Source organism: Rhodococcus sp. NPDC003318 (genome assembly GCF_042879035.1).
Taxonomy (GTDB): Bacteria; Actinomycetota; Actinomycetes; order Mycobacteriales; family Mycobacteriaceae; genus Rhodococcus_G.
Map to the genome: position 1 here is coordinate 73,822 of NZ_JBIAOU010000008.1, position 15,864 is coordinate 89,685.

General features: G+C 70.0%; 15 protein-coding genes. 5 read left to right on the plus strand and 10 right to left on the minus strand.

What is annotated here, in order from left to right; translation table 11 throughout:
- Window positions 1-25 precede the first annotated feature (25 nt).
- From ftsX to prfB, 5 genes are all read right to left on the minus strand, one after another.
- On the minus strand, window positions 26-931 hold the full coding sequence (ftsX, locus tag ACFYVR_RS15025) for a permease-like cell division protein FtsX (protein ID WP_387474364.1): 906 nt from the start codon (window positions 929-931) through the stop codon (window positions 26-28).
- A 51-nt stretch (window positions 932-982) separates the two neighbouring features.
- The gene (ftsE, locus tag ACFYVR_RS15030) at window positions 983-1,672 is read right to left on the minus strand and encodes a cell division ATP-binding protein FtsE (protein WP_387474366.1); all 690 of its coding nucleotides are present in this window, start codon (window positions 1,670-1,672) and stop codon (window positions 983-985) included.
- Window positions 1,673-1,760: 88 nt separating this feature from the next.
- Complete coding sequence (locus ACFYVR_RS15035; protein WP_387474368.1) at window positions 1,761-2,234, minus strand: hypothetical protein; 474 nt, start codon at window positions 2,232-2,234, stop codon at window positions 1,761-1,763.
- Window positions 2,231-3,142, minus strand: a complete 912-nt coding sequence (locus tag ACFYVR_RS15040) for a mechanosensitive ion channel family protein (protein ID WP_387474370.1) — start codon at window positions 3,140-3,142, stop codon at window positions 2,231-2,233. The genes ACFYVR_RS15035 and ACFYVR_RS15040 overlap by 4 nt, the downstream gene beginning before the upstream one ends.
- Window positions 3,143-4,246: a peptide chain release factor 2 gene (gene prfB, locus ACFYVR_RS15045; protein ID WP_387474372.1), complete on the minus strand. Its 1,104-nt coding sequence runs from the start codon at window positions 4,244-4,246 to the stop codon at window positions 3,143-3,145.
- Window positions 4,247-4,389: 143 nt separating this feature from the next.
- Here prfB and ACFYVR_RS15050 point away from each other — a divergent pair, with 143 nt between their 5' ends.
- Together ACFYVR_RS15050 and hisN are read left to right on the plus strand one after the other, a co-directional pair.
- Complete coding sequence (locus tag ACFYVR_RS15050; RefSeq protein ID WP_387474374.1) at window positions 4,390-4,881, plus strand: beta-class carbonic anhydrase; 492 nt, start codon at window positions 4,390-4,392, stop codon at window positions 4,879-4,881.
- 197 nt (window positions 4,882-5,078) lie between these two features.
- Window positions 5,079-5,861: a histidinol-phosphatase gene (gene hisN / locus ACFYVR_RS15055; protein ID WP_387474376.1), complete on the plus strand. Its 783-nt coding sequence runs from the start codon at window positions 5,079-5,081 to the stop codon at window positions 5,859-5,861.
- Window positions 5,862-5,874: 13 nt separating this feature from the next.
- Here hisN and ACFYVR_RS15060 read toward each other — a convergent pair whose 3' ends face one another.
- The 3 genes from ACFYVR_RS15060 to ACFYVR_RS15070 all read right to left on the minus strand — a co-directional run bounded on the left by ACFYVR_RS15060 (window position 5,875) and on the right by ACFYVR_RS15070 (window position 9,137).
- Entirely contained in the window at window positions 5,875-7,365 is a 1,491-nt protein-coding gene (locus ACFYVR_RS15060) for a DUF4153 domain-containing protein (protein ID WP_387474378.1), read from the minus strand.
- A gap of 99 nt (window positions 7,366-7,464) precedes the next feature.
- Window positions 7,465-8,445: an ATP-binding protein gene (locus tag ACFYVR_RS15065; RefSeq protein ID WP_387474380.1), complete on the minus strand. Its 981-nt coding sequence runs from the start codon at window positions 8,443-8,445 to the stop codon at window positions 7,465-7,467.
- On the minus strand, window positions 8,442-9,137 hold the full coding sequence (locus tag ACFYVR_RS15070; RefSeq protein ID WP_387474382.1) for a response regulator transcription factor: 696 nt from the start codon (window positions 9,135-9,137) through the stop codon (window positions 8,442-8,444). Before ACFYVR_RS15070 ends, ACFYVR_RS15065 begins: the two co-directional genes overlap by 4 nt.
- A gap of 187 nt (window positions 9,138-9,324) precedes the next feature.
- Between ACFYVR_RS15070 and ACFYVR_RS15075 the strand changes: the two genes are divergently transcribed.
- Window positions 9,325-10,719 carry an acyl-CoA dehydrogenase family protein gene (locus ACFYVR_RS15075; RefSeq protein WP_387474384.1) on the plus strand — a complete coding sequence of 465 codons (1,395 nt, stop codon included), beginning with the start codon at window positions 9,325-9,327 and terminating at the stop codon, window positions 10,717-10,719.
- Window positions 10,720-10,798: 79 nt separating this feature from the next.
- On the plus strand, window positions 10,799-12,004 hold the full coding sequence (locus ACFYVR_RS15080) for an acyl-CoA dehydrogenase family protein (RefSeq protein ID WP_387474386.1): 1,206 nt from the start codon (window positions 10,799-10,801) through the stop codon (window positions 12,002-12,004).
- Window positions 12,005-12,569: 565 nt separating this feature from the next.
- Here the strand turns inward: ACFYVR_RS15080 and ACFYVR_RS15085 are convergent.
- Window positions 12,570-12,755, minus strand: a complete 186-nt coding sequence (locus ACFYVR_RS15085; protein ID WP_387474388.1) for a hypothetical protein — start codon at window positions 12,753-12,755, stop codon at window positions 12,570-12,572.
- A gap of 347 nt (window positions 12,756-13,102) precedes the next feature.
- Between ACFYVR_RS15085 and ACFYVR_RS15090 the strand changes: the two genes are divergently transcribed.
- Window positions 13,103-14,722 (plus strand): acyl-CoA synthetase, encoded by a 1,620-nt coding sequence (locus ACFYVR_RS15090; protein ID WP_387474390.1) that lies wholly within the window; start codon window positions 13,103-13,105, stop codon window positions 14,720-14,722.
- Here ACFYVR_RS15090 and ACFYVR_RS15095 read toward each other — a convergent pair.
- Window positions 14,708-15,685 carry an NAD(P)/FAD-dependent oxidoreductase gene (locus tag ACFYVR_RS15095; protein ID WP_387474586.1) on the minus strand — a complete coding sequence of 326 codons (978 nt, stop codon included), beginning with the start codon at window positions 15,683-15,685 and terminating at the stop codon, window positions 14,708-14,710. The two genes, ACFYVR_RS15090 and ACFYVR_RS15095, sit on opposite strands and share 15 nt — an antisense overlap.
- Between the last annotated feature and the right edge of the window lie 179 nt (window positions 15,686-15,864).

Here is a 15,864-nt window from a genome sequence, read left to right on the forward strand (position 1 = left end):
TAGGATAGTTCGATCGGACAACCGGTTATTCCCGCACGTACAGCCGCAGCGTCACGTACGCGGTGACGGCAGCCATGCCGACACCCACGAGGATGAGGATCGGCGACACCAGGAGGATGTCGCTGTTGGAGATCCGGGCGACGATGTTGGCGTCGTAGACGTCGGTGAGGACGTCGTCGAGGAACAGGTTCTTCGCGGTGAACAGGGACACGATCGCGAGCACCGCACCGATCAGGGCGGCCGCGACCGCCTCGAGCAGGAACGGCAACTGCGTGTACCAGCGGGTCGCGCCGACCAGCCGCATGATCCCGACCTCGGTGCGACGGGTGAACGCGGCGATCTGAACCATGTTCGCGATCAGCAGGACCGAGGCGATCGCCTGCACGATCGCGATCGCGAACGCGGCGTTGCGGATGCCGCCGAGCACGCTGAAGAGCCGCTCGACGAGGTCCCGCTGGTTCAGCACGCTGTCGACTCCGGGGCGGGTCGCGAACGAGTCCTCGATGACCCCGAACCGGTCGGGGTCGTCGAGCCGGACCTTGAACGACGCGGGCAGCGCCTCGGGGCTCACCATCGACGCGAGCTCCGGCTGGTCCGCGAACACCCGCTCCTTCGCGTCGGCCACGGCGTCCTCACGGTTGAGGTACTGCACCGACACGACCGCGTCGGTGTTCTCCAGGTCGGACCGCAGGCCACGGCAGATGTCCTGGACGCAGTCGGGATCGGAGCTGGAGACGTCGTCGGTGAGGAAGATCTGCACCTCGACGCGGTCGAGGAAGATCTGCTGCGTCTTGCCCGCCATCTGCACGACGAGCAGGCCGCCGCCGAACAGGGCGAGCGAGATCGCGGTGGTCAGGATCATTGCGATCGTCATGGTGATGTTGCGGCGCAGGCCGGTGAAGACCTCGCCGAGAATGAAGCTGGCACGCATCGGAAGTGGTCGTCCTTCGGTCGTGTGTCGTGGGGGGCGGGCGGGCGGCGGCTAGCGCCCGACGCCGTACACGCCCCTGGCCTCGTCACGGACGACGCGTCCGAGGTCGAGTTCGACCACCCGGCGTCGCATCGAGTCGACGATGTGATTGTCGTGGGTGGCCATCAGCACGGTCGTGCCGGTGCGGTTGATCCTCTCGAGCAGCAGCATGATGTCGCCGCTGGTGTCGGGATCGAGGTTGCCGGTCGGTTCGTCCGCCAGCAGCACCAGCGGACGGTTGACGAAGGCCCGCGCGATCGCGACCCGCTGCTGCTCCCCCCCCGACAGTTCCGTCGGCAGCCGGTCGGCCTTCCCGGACAGCCCGACCAGGTCGAGCACCTCGGGCACGGTCCGCTCGATCACCGCGCGCGGCTTGCCGATCACCTCGAGCGCGAACGCGATGTTCTCCGACACGGTCTTGCGCTGCAGCAGCCGGAAGTCCTGGAACACGCAGCCCATCGACTGCCGTAGCTTCGGCACCCGCCGCGCGGCCAGCTTGTTGACGTGGAAGTCGGCGACGTGGATGTCGCCCGAAGTCGGGGTCTCCTCCTTCAGGAGCAGACGCATGAACGTGGACTTCCCGGATCCGGAGGGGCCGATCAGGAAGACGAATTCACCCTTGTCGATCGAGACCGTCACCTTGTCCAGAGCCGGACGCGAGGACGCCTTGTAGGACTTGGACACACTCTCCACGCTGATCACGAGGAGCCAGTCTAGACACGACCCGCGATCGGCCACCCGAGGACGACGAGCGTGCAGGTCCGGCGGCCGGAGGGGCAGCGCGGCGACGTCAGGGTGTCGTCGCGGCCGGTGCGGAGGTGGCCGGAGCGACCGGGCTCGTGGTCTCGACCGCGACCCCGGGCGGGAGTTCGACGCCGCTGGGCACCGCGCCCGGCGGCAGCACGATCAGCGGCGAGGTGGTCGGTGTCTGCGCCGTCCCGGCGGTACCACCGGGTGCGGTCGTCGACGAGGCCGGTGCCGGTGTGGTGGTCGTGGTCGGTGGCACGGTGGTGGCCGGCTCGGACCGGGGCACCGGCACCTGCGTCGTCTGCACAGGGATCACGACGGTCTGTTGCGGCTCGTCCACCTCCTCCACGTTCATGAAGTAGCCGCGCAGCAGTGCGGTGGCGACGAAGGCGACCACGAGGACCACCGTCGAGGTGCGGAGCCGGCCGAGGTGCCGCGGCCAGTGCCACGCGCGGACAGGCTTCGGGTCGTTCTCCGAGGCCGGGGGGTCGGAGCGTGTGCCCTCCGGGCGGGTCATGTCGCGTCTCCGTGGTCGACGGACAGGTCGGGGCCGATGAGGATGCCGTCCCGGCGCAGCGCGGCCGCGACCCGGATCCGGAGCGCGCGCCCGACCTCGAACTGCTTGCCCGGGAGGGTGCGGGCCACCATGCGGATGTTGACGGTGTCGAGTTCGATGGATTCGACACCCATCACGGTCGGGACGTCGAGGAGCAGCGGTTCGAGGTCGAGGTCGGCGAACGCGTCCTTGCCCACGGTGCGCAGCACGTCGTTGACGTGGTTGAGGTCGGCGGACGCGGGGACCGGCACGTCGACGACGGCGCGGGCCCAGTCCTTGGACAGGTTGACGGCCTTGACGATCTGCCCGTTGGGCACGGTGATCACCTCGCCGTCCGACGACCGCAGGCGCGTCACGCGCAGCGTCACGTCCTCGACGGTGCCGTAGGCGTCGTCGCCGGACCCGGTGATCGCGATCTTGACCACGTCACCGAAGCCGTACTGCTTCTCGGCGATGATGAAGAACCCGGCGAGGATGTCCTGCACGACCCGCTGGGCGCCGAAGCCGAGCGCGGCGCCGAGCACCGTCGCGGGCGCGACGAGGCTCCCGACGGAGAACCCGAGCCGCTGCAGTACCTCGATCGAGACCAGGGTGTACACGATCGTGACGAGCACCCAGGTGATCACCTGGGCGAGCGCGTGCCGGTGCTTGGTCGCCTCGGACCGGACCAGGGCGTCGCCCTGGCTGTAGTTCAGGTCGATGCGATCGGTGACGCGGTTGCCCGCCCACGACAGGAACCGACCGACGAGCAGGCCGCCGAGGACGTACAGAACGATCTCGAGGCCACTCGACTTCAGCCAGTTACCGAAGTTGGTGGTCTCCGGAAGCCACTCGAGCGCCAGGGCACCGGACACGACGGGGCCGGTCAACTAGTCCTGCTCTCCCCGCATGCGCCACCGGATACCGGACTCGATGAACCCGTCGATGTCGCCGTCGAGGACGGCGGACGGGTTGTTGACCTCGTACTCGGTGCGCAGGTCCTTGACCATCTGGTACGGGTGCAGGACGTAGGACCGCATCTGGTTGCCCCACGAGCTGCCGCCGTCGCCCTTGAGCGCATCCATCTCGGCGCGCTCCTCCTGACGCTTGCGTTCGAGGAGCTTGGCCTGCAGGACCCGCATCGCGGACACCTTGTTCTGCAGCTGCGACTTCTCGTTCTGACAGGTGACGACGATGCCGGTCGGGATGTGCGTCAGGCGCACCGCGGAGTCGGTGGTGTTGACGGACTGTCCACCCGGACCCGACGAGCGGTACACGTCGACGCGGACGTCGTTCTCGTCGATGTCGATGTGGTCGGTGGTCTCCACGACGGGCAGCACCTCGACCTCGGCGAACGACGTCTGGCGACGGCCCTGGTTGTCGAAGGGGCTGATCCGGACCAGTCGGTGGGTGCCCATCTCGATCGACAGGGTGCCGTAGGAGTACGGCGCCTTGACCGCGAAGGTCGCGGACTTGATGCCGGCCTCCTCGGCGTAGGAGGTGTCGTAGACCTCGACGCCGTAGCCGTGCTTCTCGGCCCACCGGATGTACATGCGCATCAGCATCTCGGCCCAGTCCGCGGCGTCGACGCCGCCGGCGCCGGCGCGGATGTTGACCAGGGCGTCGCGCTCGTCGTACTCGCCGGAGAGCATCGTCTTGACTTCCATCGCGGCGATGTCCTCGCGCAGCTTCGCGCGTTCGGAGTCGGCGTCGGCGACCGCGTCGGCGCCCTCCTCCTCGGCGAGCTCGTAGAGCACTTCCATGTCGTCGAGCCGCGACCGCAGCTCCTCGACGCGGCGCAGCTCGGCCTGGGCGTGCGAGAGCTGGCTGGTGACCTGCTGGGCGTGTTCCTGGTTGTTCCACAGGTCCGGGTCGGCCGCCTGGTGTTCGAGCTCGTCGATGCGGCGGCGCAACTCCTCGACGTCGAGCACCGTCTCGACGGTGGTCAGGGTGGTGTCGAGTTCGGCGAGGTCTGTGGAAACGTCGGGATGCACGAGAATCAAGGCTACCGGGTCGTGGCGACAATGCCGCCGCCCGCCGCCGCTCGTTGCCGTCGGCGTGCGTGGAACCCTTGCGCGGACCGTGACCCCGGCGTTCGATGCACGGACCATTCCCGTCCACGACGAACGGAGCCACGATGACCGTCACCGACGAATACCTGAAGAACAACGCCGAGTACGCCCATACCTTCACCGGCCCGCTGCCGCTGCCGCCGAGCCGCCACGTCGCGGTCCTCGCCTGCATGGACGCCCGCCTCGACGTGTACCGGATCCTCGGGTTGAAGGAGGGTGAGGCGCACGTGATCCGCAACGCGGGCGGCGTCGTCACCGACGACGAGATCCGATCCCTGGCGATCAGCCAGCGTCTGCTCGGAACCACCGAGATCATCCTGATCCACCACACCGACTGCGGGATGCTCACGTTCACCGACGACGACTTCAAGCGGTCCATCCAGGACGAGGTCGGGATCAAGCCGGCGTGGTCGGCGGAGGCGTTCACCGACCTCGACGAGGACGTGCGCCAGTCGCTGCGCCGGATCGAGGCGAATTCGTTCGTGTCGAAGACGACGTCGCTGCGCGGATTCGTCTTCGACGTCGCGACCGGCCTGCTGCGCGAGGTCGACGCCTGACGAGCCCCCGCCGGCTCGGTTGAAGGCGGCCTTCGTCTCGTCGAACGAACACAAGGAGACCTTCAGCCGGAACGAACCGGCAGCCGCACAGACCCCCGCCGGTTCGGCTGAAGGCGGCCTTCGTCTCGTCGAACGAACGCAAGGGGACCTTCAGCCGGGAGGGGCGGTGTCGAGGGCCGGCGGTAGCGTGTGAGCCCGTGACCGACTACTCCGCAGACCTGCACCTGGCCCTTCGACTTGCGGACGCCGCGGACGCCATCACCCGGGACCGCTTCGGCGCCCTGGACCTGCGGGTCGACGACAAGCCGGACCTGACGCCGGTGTCCGACGCGGATCTGGCGGTGGAGCGGGAGGTGCGGGCGATCCTGACGGACCAGCGTCCAGCCGACGCGGTGCTCGGCGAGGAGTTCGGCGGTGAGGCCCGGTTCGAGGGCAGGCAGTGGGTGGTCGACCCGATCGACGGCACCAAGAACTTCGTGCGCGGTGTGCCGGTGTGGTCGACGCTGATCGCGCTCCTGCGCGGCGGCGTCCCGGTGGTCGGCGTGGTGAGCGCTCCCGCCCTGTCGCGGCGGTGGTGGGCCTCCGCCGGTGCCGGTGCGTTCACCTCCGTCGGTGGCGAGGAGCCGAGGCGTATCGCGGTCTCCGGCGTGGATCGGCTGGGGTCGGCGAGCCTGAGCTTCTCGAGCCTGTCCGGCTGGCGGGACCTCGGCATCCGGGACCGGTTCGTCGACCTGACCGACGCGGTGTGGCGGGTGCGCGGCTACGGCGACTTCTTCTCCTACTGCCTGCTGGCCGAGGGCGCGCTCGAGATCGCCGCCGAACCGGAGGTCTCGCTGTGGGATCTCGCGCCGTTGGACCTGCTGGTCCGGGAGGCCGGCGGCCGGTTCACCGCTCTCGACGGGACGCCGGGCCCGCACGGCGGAAACGCGGTCGCCAGCAACGGACTGCTGCACGACGAGGTTCTCCGCCGGCTGTCCTGACCGAGCCGTGCGCTCAGCGGACCGCGGTCGCGCCGGCGCAGACCACATCCCGGTCGACGGGGCGTGCGCCGAGGATCTCGCGGGCGCGGTCCCGGGCGGCGTTGAACCGGTACCACGGATCCGGGCTCGTCGAGGTTCCGAGCAGGGCGCACGACCGCAGCGGTTCCGGCAGCCGGTCCAGTGCGGGCACCGCGTCGACGGACAGGCCCCGCAGGTAGGTCACGTCGATGGCACCGGTCCGCTGGTACCGGTCGATGTTGCGGTCGGCGATGTGGCCGTCCGGGTTCACCGCCGCGAACGCCAGCAGCGCGACCGCTGCGGACCCGAGCACGACGCGCGGCAGCAGCTGTCCGCGCATCCGGATCCCCGCGACCAGCGCGATCACGAACACCGCGCCGAACCACAGCTCCACCGCCCACACCGCGAGCCGCAGCCGGGTGTACCCGAAAGCGTTCTCGTACAGCGCCATTCGATGCAGCGCTGAGGCCACCACCACGAGCGCGAGCAGGCACAGGACGCCGAGTAGCACCCGGGCGAACGCGCGGTCTCGGCGGGCGGCGAGATCGACCTTGCGGATCGCGACCGCGACGACGAGCAGCGTCAGCGCGGTCACCGCACACAGTTGCCAGAATCCCTGCCGGGCGTGGTCCGCGTAGGTCAGGCCCGGCGTGGTCAGGACGTGCCCGTCCCCCGCGAACATCACCCGCGCCTGGACGGCTACGAATCCCGCGAACAGCAGGTCGAGCGCGATCAGCGGCACCGCCCACTCCCAGCACGCGATCGGACGCCCCGCCGCCGGGGCGAGCGCGTCGAACCGAATCGGCCTGCGCCACAGGTACGCCGCGGACAGCGACACGGCGACGACACCGAGACCGATCACGATTCCGGCGGTCAGTTCGTCCGTCGGAACGGTCGGCACGGCGCCGCCGAGGAGCCGGGCGAACTCCGGGTCCGCGCCCGCGAACAGCCATCCGAACACCACCAGCAGTCCCCCACTGACGAGGGCGACGCCCAGGATGCGGCCGGCCGGGACGCCGCCGACGCGTCGGCGCCGCCGCCGACCGCGCCGCAGCCAGCCGGCGACGCGGCCGGGAGTGACCGCCACTGCGAGCGGCGCCAACGCGACACCCGTCCAGGTCCGCACGCCGAGCAGCGCCACCGATCCCACCGTCCAGCCTGCGATCACGCACAGCGCGATCAGCCAGCCCGCGCCGCGCACCGCCGCCACCGCGAGCAGGGCGACGACGAGCGCGGCCGCGAGGAGCGGTCCGCGCGTGGACCGCGTCCGCCCGGAGGAGAGCACCGTCGCCACGACCGCCATGCCGATCAGCGGGTACGCGACGCCCGGCTGCCCCGCCCGCACCGTGACCCCGGCGACCAGTCCGGTGACCACGGCCGCCGTCACGGTGGCGGGCGGCGCGAGTGACGTCCGGTCGGGTCGCCAGATCCGCGCCGCGAAGACACGCGTCGTCCTCACGTCGCGATCGGTGCTCGGTGCCGTCATGGCGGACTCCTTGTCGTGTGGTGCCTCACCCGGCCGTGGGCAGGCGTCGTCGAGGGAGGGCGGACGACCGTCCGCTGCCCCGGACGGTGTTTCGTCGGCTCAGGCGGCCGGCAGTTCCACCCGGATACAGCACCCGGACGGGGTGTCGAGCACACCGATCCGGCCGTCGTGCAGCTCGACGGCCCAGCGGGCGATGGCGAGACCGAGCCCGGTGCCGCCGCCTGCGGTGCCACCGCGACTGAAGCGTTCGAACACCCGGATGCGTTCCTGCGCCGGGATTCCCGGGCCGTCGTCGTGCACGTCCACGATCAGCGTTCCCGACCTCCGGTCCGTCCGGGCGCGCACGAGCACCTGCGCCGACGCCCCGTGGGTCAGCGCGTTGTGGACGAGGTTCGTCACCACCTGGTGCAGACGGTCGGTGTCCGCGCATGCGCGCAGGCTCACGGGGACCACGTCGAGCCGGATGGCCACCGCCGGATCGAGGCATTCGTCGACGATCCGCCGCAGGAACGGCTCGACCTCGAACTCCGTGCGGCGCAACGGGACAACGCCCGATTCGAGACGGGAGAGGTCGAGCAGGTCACGCACCAGGTCGCCGAGGCGTTCGGTCTGGCGCAGTGCGGCGCGCAGCGTCTCGGGCTCCGGTTCGACGACGCCGTCGACGACGTTCTCGAGCACGCCCTGCAGTGCCGCGATCGGTGTCCGCAGTTCGTGCGAGACGTTCGCGATCAGTTCCCTCCGGTACCGGTCGTCGGCCTCGAGGTCCTCGGCCATCTGGTTGAAAGCCAGTGCCAGTTCCCCGATCTCGTCGCGGGAGGTGGTGTGCACGCGCCGCGACCAGTCGCCGGTGGCCATCGCCCGCGCCGCCGCCGTCATCTCCCGCAGCGGCGAGGTCATCCCGTGCGCCAGCACCTGCGTGACGGCGAGCGAGACGAGCAACGCCACCCCGAGCGCGAAGCGGAACTGCCAGTCCGAGGCGAACCAGAAGGTCACCGACGCCGCGAAGACCGAGGCGATCACCAGCACTCCGGTCTTGACCTTGAACGAGCGGAACGGGTCGAGCGGTCGCGGCCATCTCATCGGGGGACCTCCCCAGCCGTCCCCTCGAAGGCGTAACCGACGCCGTGCACCGTCCGGATCAGGTCGCCGCCGAGCTTGCGGCGCAACGCCTTGACGTGACTGTCCACGGTTCTGCTCGTCGCGCCCGCACCCCATCCCCAGACGTCGTCGAGCAGGGTGTCGCGGGCCATCGCCGCACCGGGCCGGGCGGCCAGGTGGGCGAGCAGATCGAATTCGGTGCGGGTCAGGTGCACCTCGGTGTCGCCGCACCGCACGCGGCGGGAGGCCAGGTCGATGGCGACGGATCCGAAGTCGAGCACCTCGCCGTCCCGGGTGGTTGCGGCCCGGTCGACGCGCCGCAGCAACGCCGCCACCCGGGCTACGAGTACGCGCATGCTGAACGGCTTGCCGAGGTAGTCGTCGGCGCCCACTCCGAGCCCGATGACCATGTCGGTCTCGTCGGCCCGGGCGGTGAGCATCAGCACCGGCACCGGCGAGGACGCCTGGATGCGCCGGCACACCTCGAGGCCGTCGAACCCGGGGAGCATCACGTCGAGGACGACGAGGTCGGGCCGGCGATCGGCGCACTCGCGGACGGCGGACGGTCCGTCGGCGACGGTTCGGACGACGTAGCCCTCCGCCCGCAACCGGGCCGCGATCGCGTCGGCGATGGTCGGGTCGTCTTCCACGACGAGCACCGTGCGCTGGGTCATGTTCTCGACTGTAGGGGCCCGATGCGGGAATCCCGGGTACGACCTGTGAAGGTTCCGTGGAGGTCGCGGCGGTGTGCGCGTCACCGCCCGGACGCCTTGCGGAGCGGCGTGTGCGGTGTACGCTCGACTTCACTTCTTACTCCCAAGTAAGATATGGAACCGTCCCCGACCCGAACACCGAGAAATGGTGATCATGAGCAAGCAAGACAGCGATGTGAAGGCCCCGCGCGACACCTCCGCGGTCGGCCTCAACCCGATCAAGCGAGACGCGATGGGTGCCGCCATGCGCGTGCTGACCAGGATCACCGGCTCGGACCTCGCCGAGAAGTACAACCTCCGCGAGCCGATCAACCGGGTCACCTACGAGGGCACGAAGACCGGGTTCAAGACGCTCGGCGCGGCCACCCGGACTTTCGCGAAGGTGTCCGGCGGCGGCAAGCCGACCCGACTGCCCGCGGGTGAGGCGCGCAACGCCGACTACTTCGACCTCACGCCCACCGACGAGCAGCAGATGATCGTCGACACGGTCCGCGAGTTCGCCGCCGAGATCCTCCGTCCCGCGGCGCACGACTCCGACGAGGCCGCCGCGTCACCGACCGACCTCGGCATGCGAGCCGCCGAGCTCGGCATCACCCTGGTCAACGTCCCCGAGGAGTTCGAGGGCGTCGCCACCGAACGCGGCGCCGTCACCAACTCCCTCGTCGCCGAGGCCCTCGCGCACGGCGACATGGGCCTGGCCCTGCCGATCCTCGCGCCGAGTGGTGTCGCGGTCGCGCTGACCCAGTTCGGGTCCGAGGGCCAGCAGAAGACCTACCTGCCGTCGTTCACCGGCGAGAACGTGCCGGCCGCGGCACTCGTCGTCACCGAACCGCGCGCCCTGTTCGACCCGTTCGCGCTGCAGACCAGGGCTGTTCGCTCCCCCAGCGGTTACCGGCTCAACGGTGTCAAGTCGTTCGTGCCTGCCGCCGCGGACGCCGAACTGTTTCTCGTGGCCGCCGAACTCGACGGACGTCCCGCGCTGTTCGTCGTCGAGTCCGACGCGAAGGGCCTTGTCGTCGAGGCGGATCCGAGCATGGGCCTGCGTGCGGCGGGCCTGGGCAGGCTGAACCTCACCGATGTCGCGGTGCCCGAGTCCGCGATCCTCGGCGAGGGCGACGCCGATCAGCGGGCGGCCGACTACGCCGACGCGATCCGGCTGGCCCGCCTCGGCTGGGCGTCGCTCGCCGTCGGCACCGGCCAGGCCGTACTCGACTACGTGATCCCGTACGTCAACGAGCGCGAGGCGTTCGGCGAGCCGATCAGCCACCGGCAGGCCGTGGCGTTCACGGTCGCCAACATGGGCATCGAACTGGACGGCCTGCGCCTGGTGACCCTGCGCGGCGCCTCCCGCGCCGAGCAGGGCCTGTCCTTCGCCCGCGAGGCCGCGCTGGCCCGCAAGCTGGCCACCGACAAGGGCATGCAGATCGGCCTCGACGGGGTGCAGCTGCTCGGCGGACACGGCTACACCAAGGAGCACCCTGTCGAGCGCTGGTACCGAGACCTTCGCGCCATCGGCGTTGCCGAGGGCATCGTCCTGATCTGACGCGCGAGGGCCGTGCCCTCCGTCCAACGCGAGCACGAGCCCTCCATCCAGTGCCGTTTGCCACAGGAGACACAGACACATGATCAATCTCGAACTTCCCAAGAAGCTCAAGGCATCCGCGAACCAGGCGCACCAGGTCGCCGCGCAGATCCTGCGACCCATCTCGCGCAAGTACGACCTCGCCGAGCACGAGTATCCCGTCGAACTCGACACGATGGCGGCGATGGTCGAGGGCCTCAACGACTCCGGGACCGGCGCGTCCGGCGCCGCCCTCGGCCGCGGCGACGCCCCGTCGGTGATCGGCAACGCCAACGGCGGCAACATGGCGTCGCTGATGAACGTCATCGAAACCTGTTGGGGCGACGTAGGACTGACGTTGTCGATCCCCTACCAGGGTCTCGGCAACTCCGCGATCGCCGCCGTCGCCACCGACGAACAGCTCGAACGGTTCGGCAAGGTGTGGGCGTCGATGGCGATCACCGAACCGAGCTTCGGCTCCGACTCGGCGGCCGTCACCGCGACCGCCGTTCTCGACGGCGACGAGTGGGTCCTCAACGGCGAGAAGATCTTCGTCACCGCGGGCGAGCGCTCCACCCACATCGTGGTGTGGGCGTCGGTGGACCGGACCAAGGGCCGCGCGGCGATCAAGTCGTTCGTCGTGCCGCGGGACGCGCCGGGCCTGTCCGTCGCCCGGCTCGAGCACAAGCTCGGCGTCAAGGCGTCCGACACCGCGGTACTGCTTCTCCAGGACTGCCGCATCCCGAAGGACAACATCCTCGGCGACGCGGAGGTCAACGTGGAGAAGGGTTTCGGCGGGGTCATGCAGACCTTCGACAACACCCGTCCGATCGTCGCGGGCATGGCGGTCGGCCTCGGTCGCGCGGTGCTCGAGGAACTGCGCTCGATCCTGTCCGAGGCGGGCGTCGAGGTGTCGTACGACGTCCCGGCGAACAACCAGCACGCCGCCGCGGCCGAGTTCCTCGCCCTGGAGGCCGACTGGGAGGCCGCCTACCTGCTGGCTCTGCGCGCCACCTGGATGGCGGACAACAAGAAGCCGAACTCGCTCGAGGCGTCGATGTCGAAGGCCAAGGCCGGACGCACCGGTACCGCGGCCTCGCTCAAGGCCGTCGAGCTGGCGGGCACCCAGGGCTACTCGCAGCGTCCCCTGCTCGAGAAGTGGGCGCGGGACAGCAAGATCCTCGACATCTTCGAAGGCACCCAGCAGATCCAGCAGCTGATCGTCGCGCGCCGCCTGCTCGGCAAGTCGTCGGCCGAGCTCAAGTAGCTTTCGGCGCAGCCACTTTCGAGACGCCATCCGTCCCCGTCACCTCCACGGCGTCGGGGGCGGACTCGTCTCCGACATGTCGCGCAGCTTCGTTGAGCGCCTCCCAGACCGGCAACGGGGATTGTGTCGCCGGGCGTGCGCCGCATGCGCGAGAACGAAGTTGGGGAACACGCCCGACCGGGCGGGTGGCCCCGACACGGATTGGCGGCGGCCCGCCGGGCTGAGGGGGCACCGGCGGGCCTTCGCCGTTCCGCAGAGGGGCGACAACGACGCGAACGGCAGCGTAGTTGCGCCCCAGTCGGCTCGCGAGTACAAGACCAAGAGGTTGCTTGGTTCGAGAATGTGTTGCCGATCCACGTCGTGGGCTGTCTCCGTGGGGCGGGTTCGGACCCGGTGGCGATCCGGCGTTCCCAGGCCAGCACGGGAACATCAGAGTTGGACGCGCGTCACACTCGTCACCCTCTCGGCCGCAGTGAATCGCGGTCGATCGAGCGGGACACTGTGTTGCACATCACATGGCGACTGCGCTTCCGGCCGGGTCGCGCAGGAGCACGGCTGCGTCACTCTACCTACGCTCGGCGGCGCGCGGCGGGGGCGCCGCCGGGATGGACGGGGCCACATGATCCGGGTCCATCCCGTGAATCACCGCCCGGGCAGCAGCACTGACGACGCGGGCCTGGAGCTCGAGCGCCGCGTCGGCTGCCGCCAGTGCGACAGCGGCGGGCCCGGCGATCCACAGTGGTAGTCGCATTGTCAGTTCTCCCGGTTCACATCGGCGGCCCGCCAGCCGAGGAGCATGACGAGCCCAGGCCGCCCGCTTCTCGTGGACGGGCGGCACGTTCGGCACGCTACCGACTCGAGTGGTTGACTCGCGAGTCAGATAGTGCACCCGGTGCATGAATGACCGGAACCGGACAGCGGGGAGGCCGACGCCTTTCACGACACCCCGTCGCGTTCCCGCGACGGCGACGGTCCTCGCCATGCCCGTACCGGGCCGGTGACCGGCGCGGGCGCACGCGGACGATTTCCGGGCATCAAGATCGACTTCACCGTCTACTGTGATCCGAGGCACAGAGGATCACAGGTTGGGGAGAAGCGATGCCACGTGTTCTGACGAAGGTCACCGACACCGTCGGGGCAGTCCGGGTGATGATGCGGTCGGGCCTGGTCCCGTTCCCCCGACTCGACCAGGGCCTCGCCACGATCCGCGCCGTCGACAGGTACGGGCCGTTCGCGGGCGCGGTCCACGCCCAGGCCGCCGCCGGGCTCGACGCGGTCGCGATCGTCGACGAACGCGGTCAGCTCACCTACCTCCAGCTCGAGGAGATGTCGAACGCACTGGTCCGAGCCTGGACCTCGGACGGCATCGCGCCCGGCACCGTCGTCGGTGTCATGTGCCGCAATCACCGCGGACTCGTCCTGACGATGCTCGCCGCCGCCAAGCTCGGCGCGAAACTGGTGCTGATGAACACCGGTTTCGCCACCCCGCAGCTGGTGGATGTGGCGGCGCGCGAACAGGTTCGGGCCTTCGTGTACGACGAGGAGTTCGCCGCGATCGCGGCCGGGCTGCCCGCCGACGTGCCGCGGTACCTCGCCTGGGGCACGTCGGGGACCGATCGCACCCTCGACACGTCGATCGCCGGTCGCAGTACCGAGGCGACGCCCCCACCGTCCGTTCACGGCAGTTTCGTGTTGCTCACCAGCGGGACCACCGGCACCCCGAAGGGCGCGCCGCGCGAGAAGACCTCACCGTTCGCGTCGGCCCAGTTCCTGGACCGGGTGCCGCTGCGCCGCGGCCAGACGATGGTGATGGCGGCACCGGCGTTCCACGGCACCGGACTGTCCCAGCTGGGCCTTGCCCTCTCGCTCGGGCAGTCGGTGATCCTGCAGCGTCGGTTCGAGCCCCTTCGGACGATGGAACTGGTCGCGGACAACCGCGCCGACGTCCTCGTCGTGGTCCCGACGATGCTGCAGCGCATCCTCGACATCAGCCCCGAGGTCCTGGCCCGGTACGACACGACGAACCTGTCGGTCATCTTCGCAGCGGGTTCGGCCATCTCCCCCAACGTGTGCCGTCGCACGACCGAGGCGTTCGGCCCGGTGCTGCACAACCTTTACGGCTCCACCGAATGCGCGGTGGCGACCGTCGCGACACCCGCCGACCTGGCGCGCGCCCCCGGCACCGCCGGTCGCGCGCCCGTCACCTGCCGTGTCGCGCTGTACGACGACGCAGGCACGCCGGTCACCACCCCGGACACGGTGGGACGGATCTTCGTCTCCAGCGGTCTGAGCTTCAACGGCTACACCGACGGCCGCGACAAGGAGCGGATCGACGGCCTGCTCTCCACGGGCGACGTCGGCCACTTCGACCGGGAGGGGTTGCTGTTCGTCGACGGGCGCGACGACGACATGATCGTCTCGGGCGGCGAGAACGTCTATCCGATCGAGGTGGAGAACCGGCTCGCCGAGCACCCCGACGTCGCGGATGCCGCGGTGATCGGTGTCGAGGACGCCGAATTCGGCCACCGGCTCCGGGCTTTCGTGGTCGCGGCGCCGGACTCGACTCCCGACGCCCAGGTCATCAAGACGTTCGTCAAGGAGCACCTCGCGCGGTACAAGGTGCCGCGTGAGGTGGTGTTCCTCGACGAGTTGCCGCGCAATGCGACCGGCAAGTTGCTGCGCCGGGCCCTCCACGAACTTCGGCTACCCGACGCGTGAGGCCCGACGGTCGGCGACGGCCGCCGCGACGTCCTCCTCGATCAGAGCGGAGTTGATCATCGAGCCGACGAACACGCCGGCCGATGCGGCCGAGATGACCTGTGCGCGCGGGTCGGTGACGTTCCCGGCGGCCCACACCCCGGCCACGTCGGTCGCGCCGGTCGGTCCGGCCGCGATGTGGTTGCCGATCACCTCGCCGCCCATCTCCTGCTGGACCGGATCGAGGCCGAGTCCGGCGAGAAACCCGGCCCGGGCGGTGAATCGGGGCGGCACGACGAGTGCCTCCCGCGCGACTGTCTCGCCGGTAGCCAGTCGCACCCCGGTCAGCCGGTCGTCGGCCACCTCCAGGCCGGCGACGGCGCCGTCGACGACTTCGATGCCCATCGCGGCGAACTTCTCGAGGTCGTCGGCGGCGAATGCCGGTGCGGTGTGCGCGAACACGACCACATCGTCGCTCCACTGCCGCCACATCAGCGCCTGGTGCACGGCGACGGTGCTCGTCGCGAGAACGCCGATCGCGGTGTCTCGGACCTCCCAGCCGTGGCAGTAGGGGCAGTGCAGCACGTCGCGTCCCCACCGCTCGCGCAGTCCGGGAACGTCGGGCAGTTCGTCGACCAGACCCGAGGTGACGAGGATCTGACGGGCCGACACCGACCGGCCGTCGCCGAGCGTCACCGTGAACCCGCCTTCCGCGGGGCGCGCGTCGACGACCTCCCCGTCGAGGAACTCGGTGCCGTAGGCGGCCACCTCGCCGCGCCCGATCCGGATGAGCTGTGCGGGAGCGGCCCCTTCGCGTCCGAGGTAGTTGTGCATGTGCGCCGCGGGCGCGTTGCGCTGTGTTCCGGAGTCGATCACCAGCACCGAGCGCCGCGCTCTGCTCAGCGACAGTGCGCCGCCGAGCCCAGCGGCGCCGCCTCCGACGACCACCACGTCGTACCTGTCGTTCGTCCCGGCGTTGTCCATCTCGGCTCCGTTCACTCGCGGCTTCCTCCACCACTGTCACCGGAGTGAGCGATTTCGACAAGAAGCCTTGCGAACTTGGCAAGATTGGGAGGCGGACCACTTCCCGAACCGAATGCGTGGAACGCGAGACGAGCACCGGACCGGAGACACAACGAGGGCCCGGTCTCGAATGAGACCGG

Coding starts and splice junctions, on each gene's coding strand:
- ftsX (WP_387474364.1), bottom strand. CDS start 931: ATGCGTGCCAGCTTCATTCTCGGCGAGGTCTTCACCGGCCTGCGCCGC.
- ACFYVR_RS15065 (WP_387474380.1), bottom strand. CDS start 8,445: ATGAGATGGCCGCGACCGCTCGACCCGTTCCGCTCGTTCAAGGTCAAG.
- ACFYVR_RS15090 (WP_387474390.1), top strand. CDS start 13,103: ATGCCACGTGTTCTGACGAAGGTCACCGACACCGTCGGGGCAGTCCGG.
- ACFYVR_RS15070 (WP_387474382.1), bottom strand. CDS start 9,137: ATGACCCAGCGCACGGTGCTCGTCGTGGAAGACGACCCGACCATCGCC.
- ACFYVR_RS15035 (WP_387474368.1), bottom strand. CDS start 2,234: ATGACCCGCCCGGAGGGCACACGCTCCGACCCCCCGGCCTCGGAGAAC.
- ACFYVR_RS15085 (WP_387474388.1), bottom strand. CDS start 12,755: ATGCGACTACCACTGTGGATCGCCGGGCCCGCCGCTGTCGCACTGGCG.
- ACFYVR_RS15050 (WP_387474374.1), top strand. CDS start 4,390: ATGACCGTCACCGACGAATACCTGAAGAACAACGCCGAGTACGCCCAT.
- ACFYVR_RS15080 (WP_387474386.1), top strand. CDS start 10,799: ATGATCAATCTCGAACTTCCCAAGAAGCTCAAGGCATCCGCGAACCAG.
- ACFYVR_RS15060 (WP_387474378.1), bottom strand. CDS start 7,365: ATGACGGCACCGAGCACCGATCGCGACGTGAGGACGACGCGTGTCTTC.
- ACFYVR_RS15095 (WP_387474586.1), bottom strand. CDS start 15,685: ATGGACAACGCCGGGACGAACGACAGGTACGACGTGGTGGTCGTCGGA.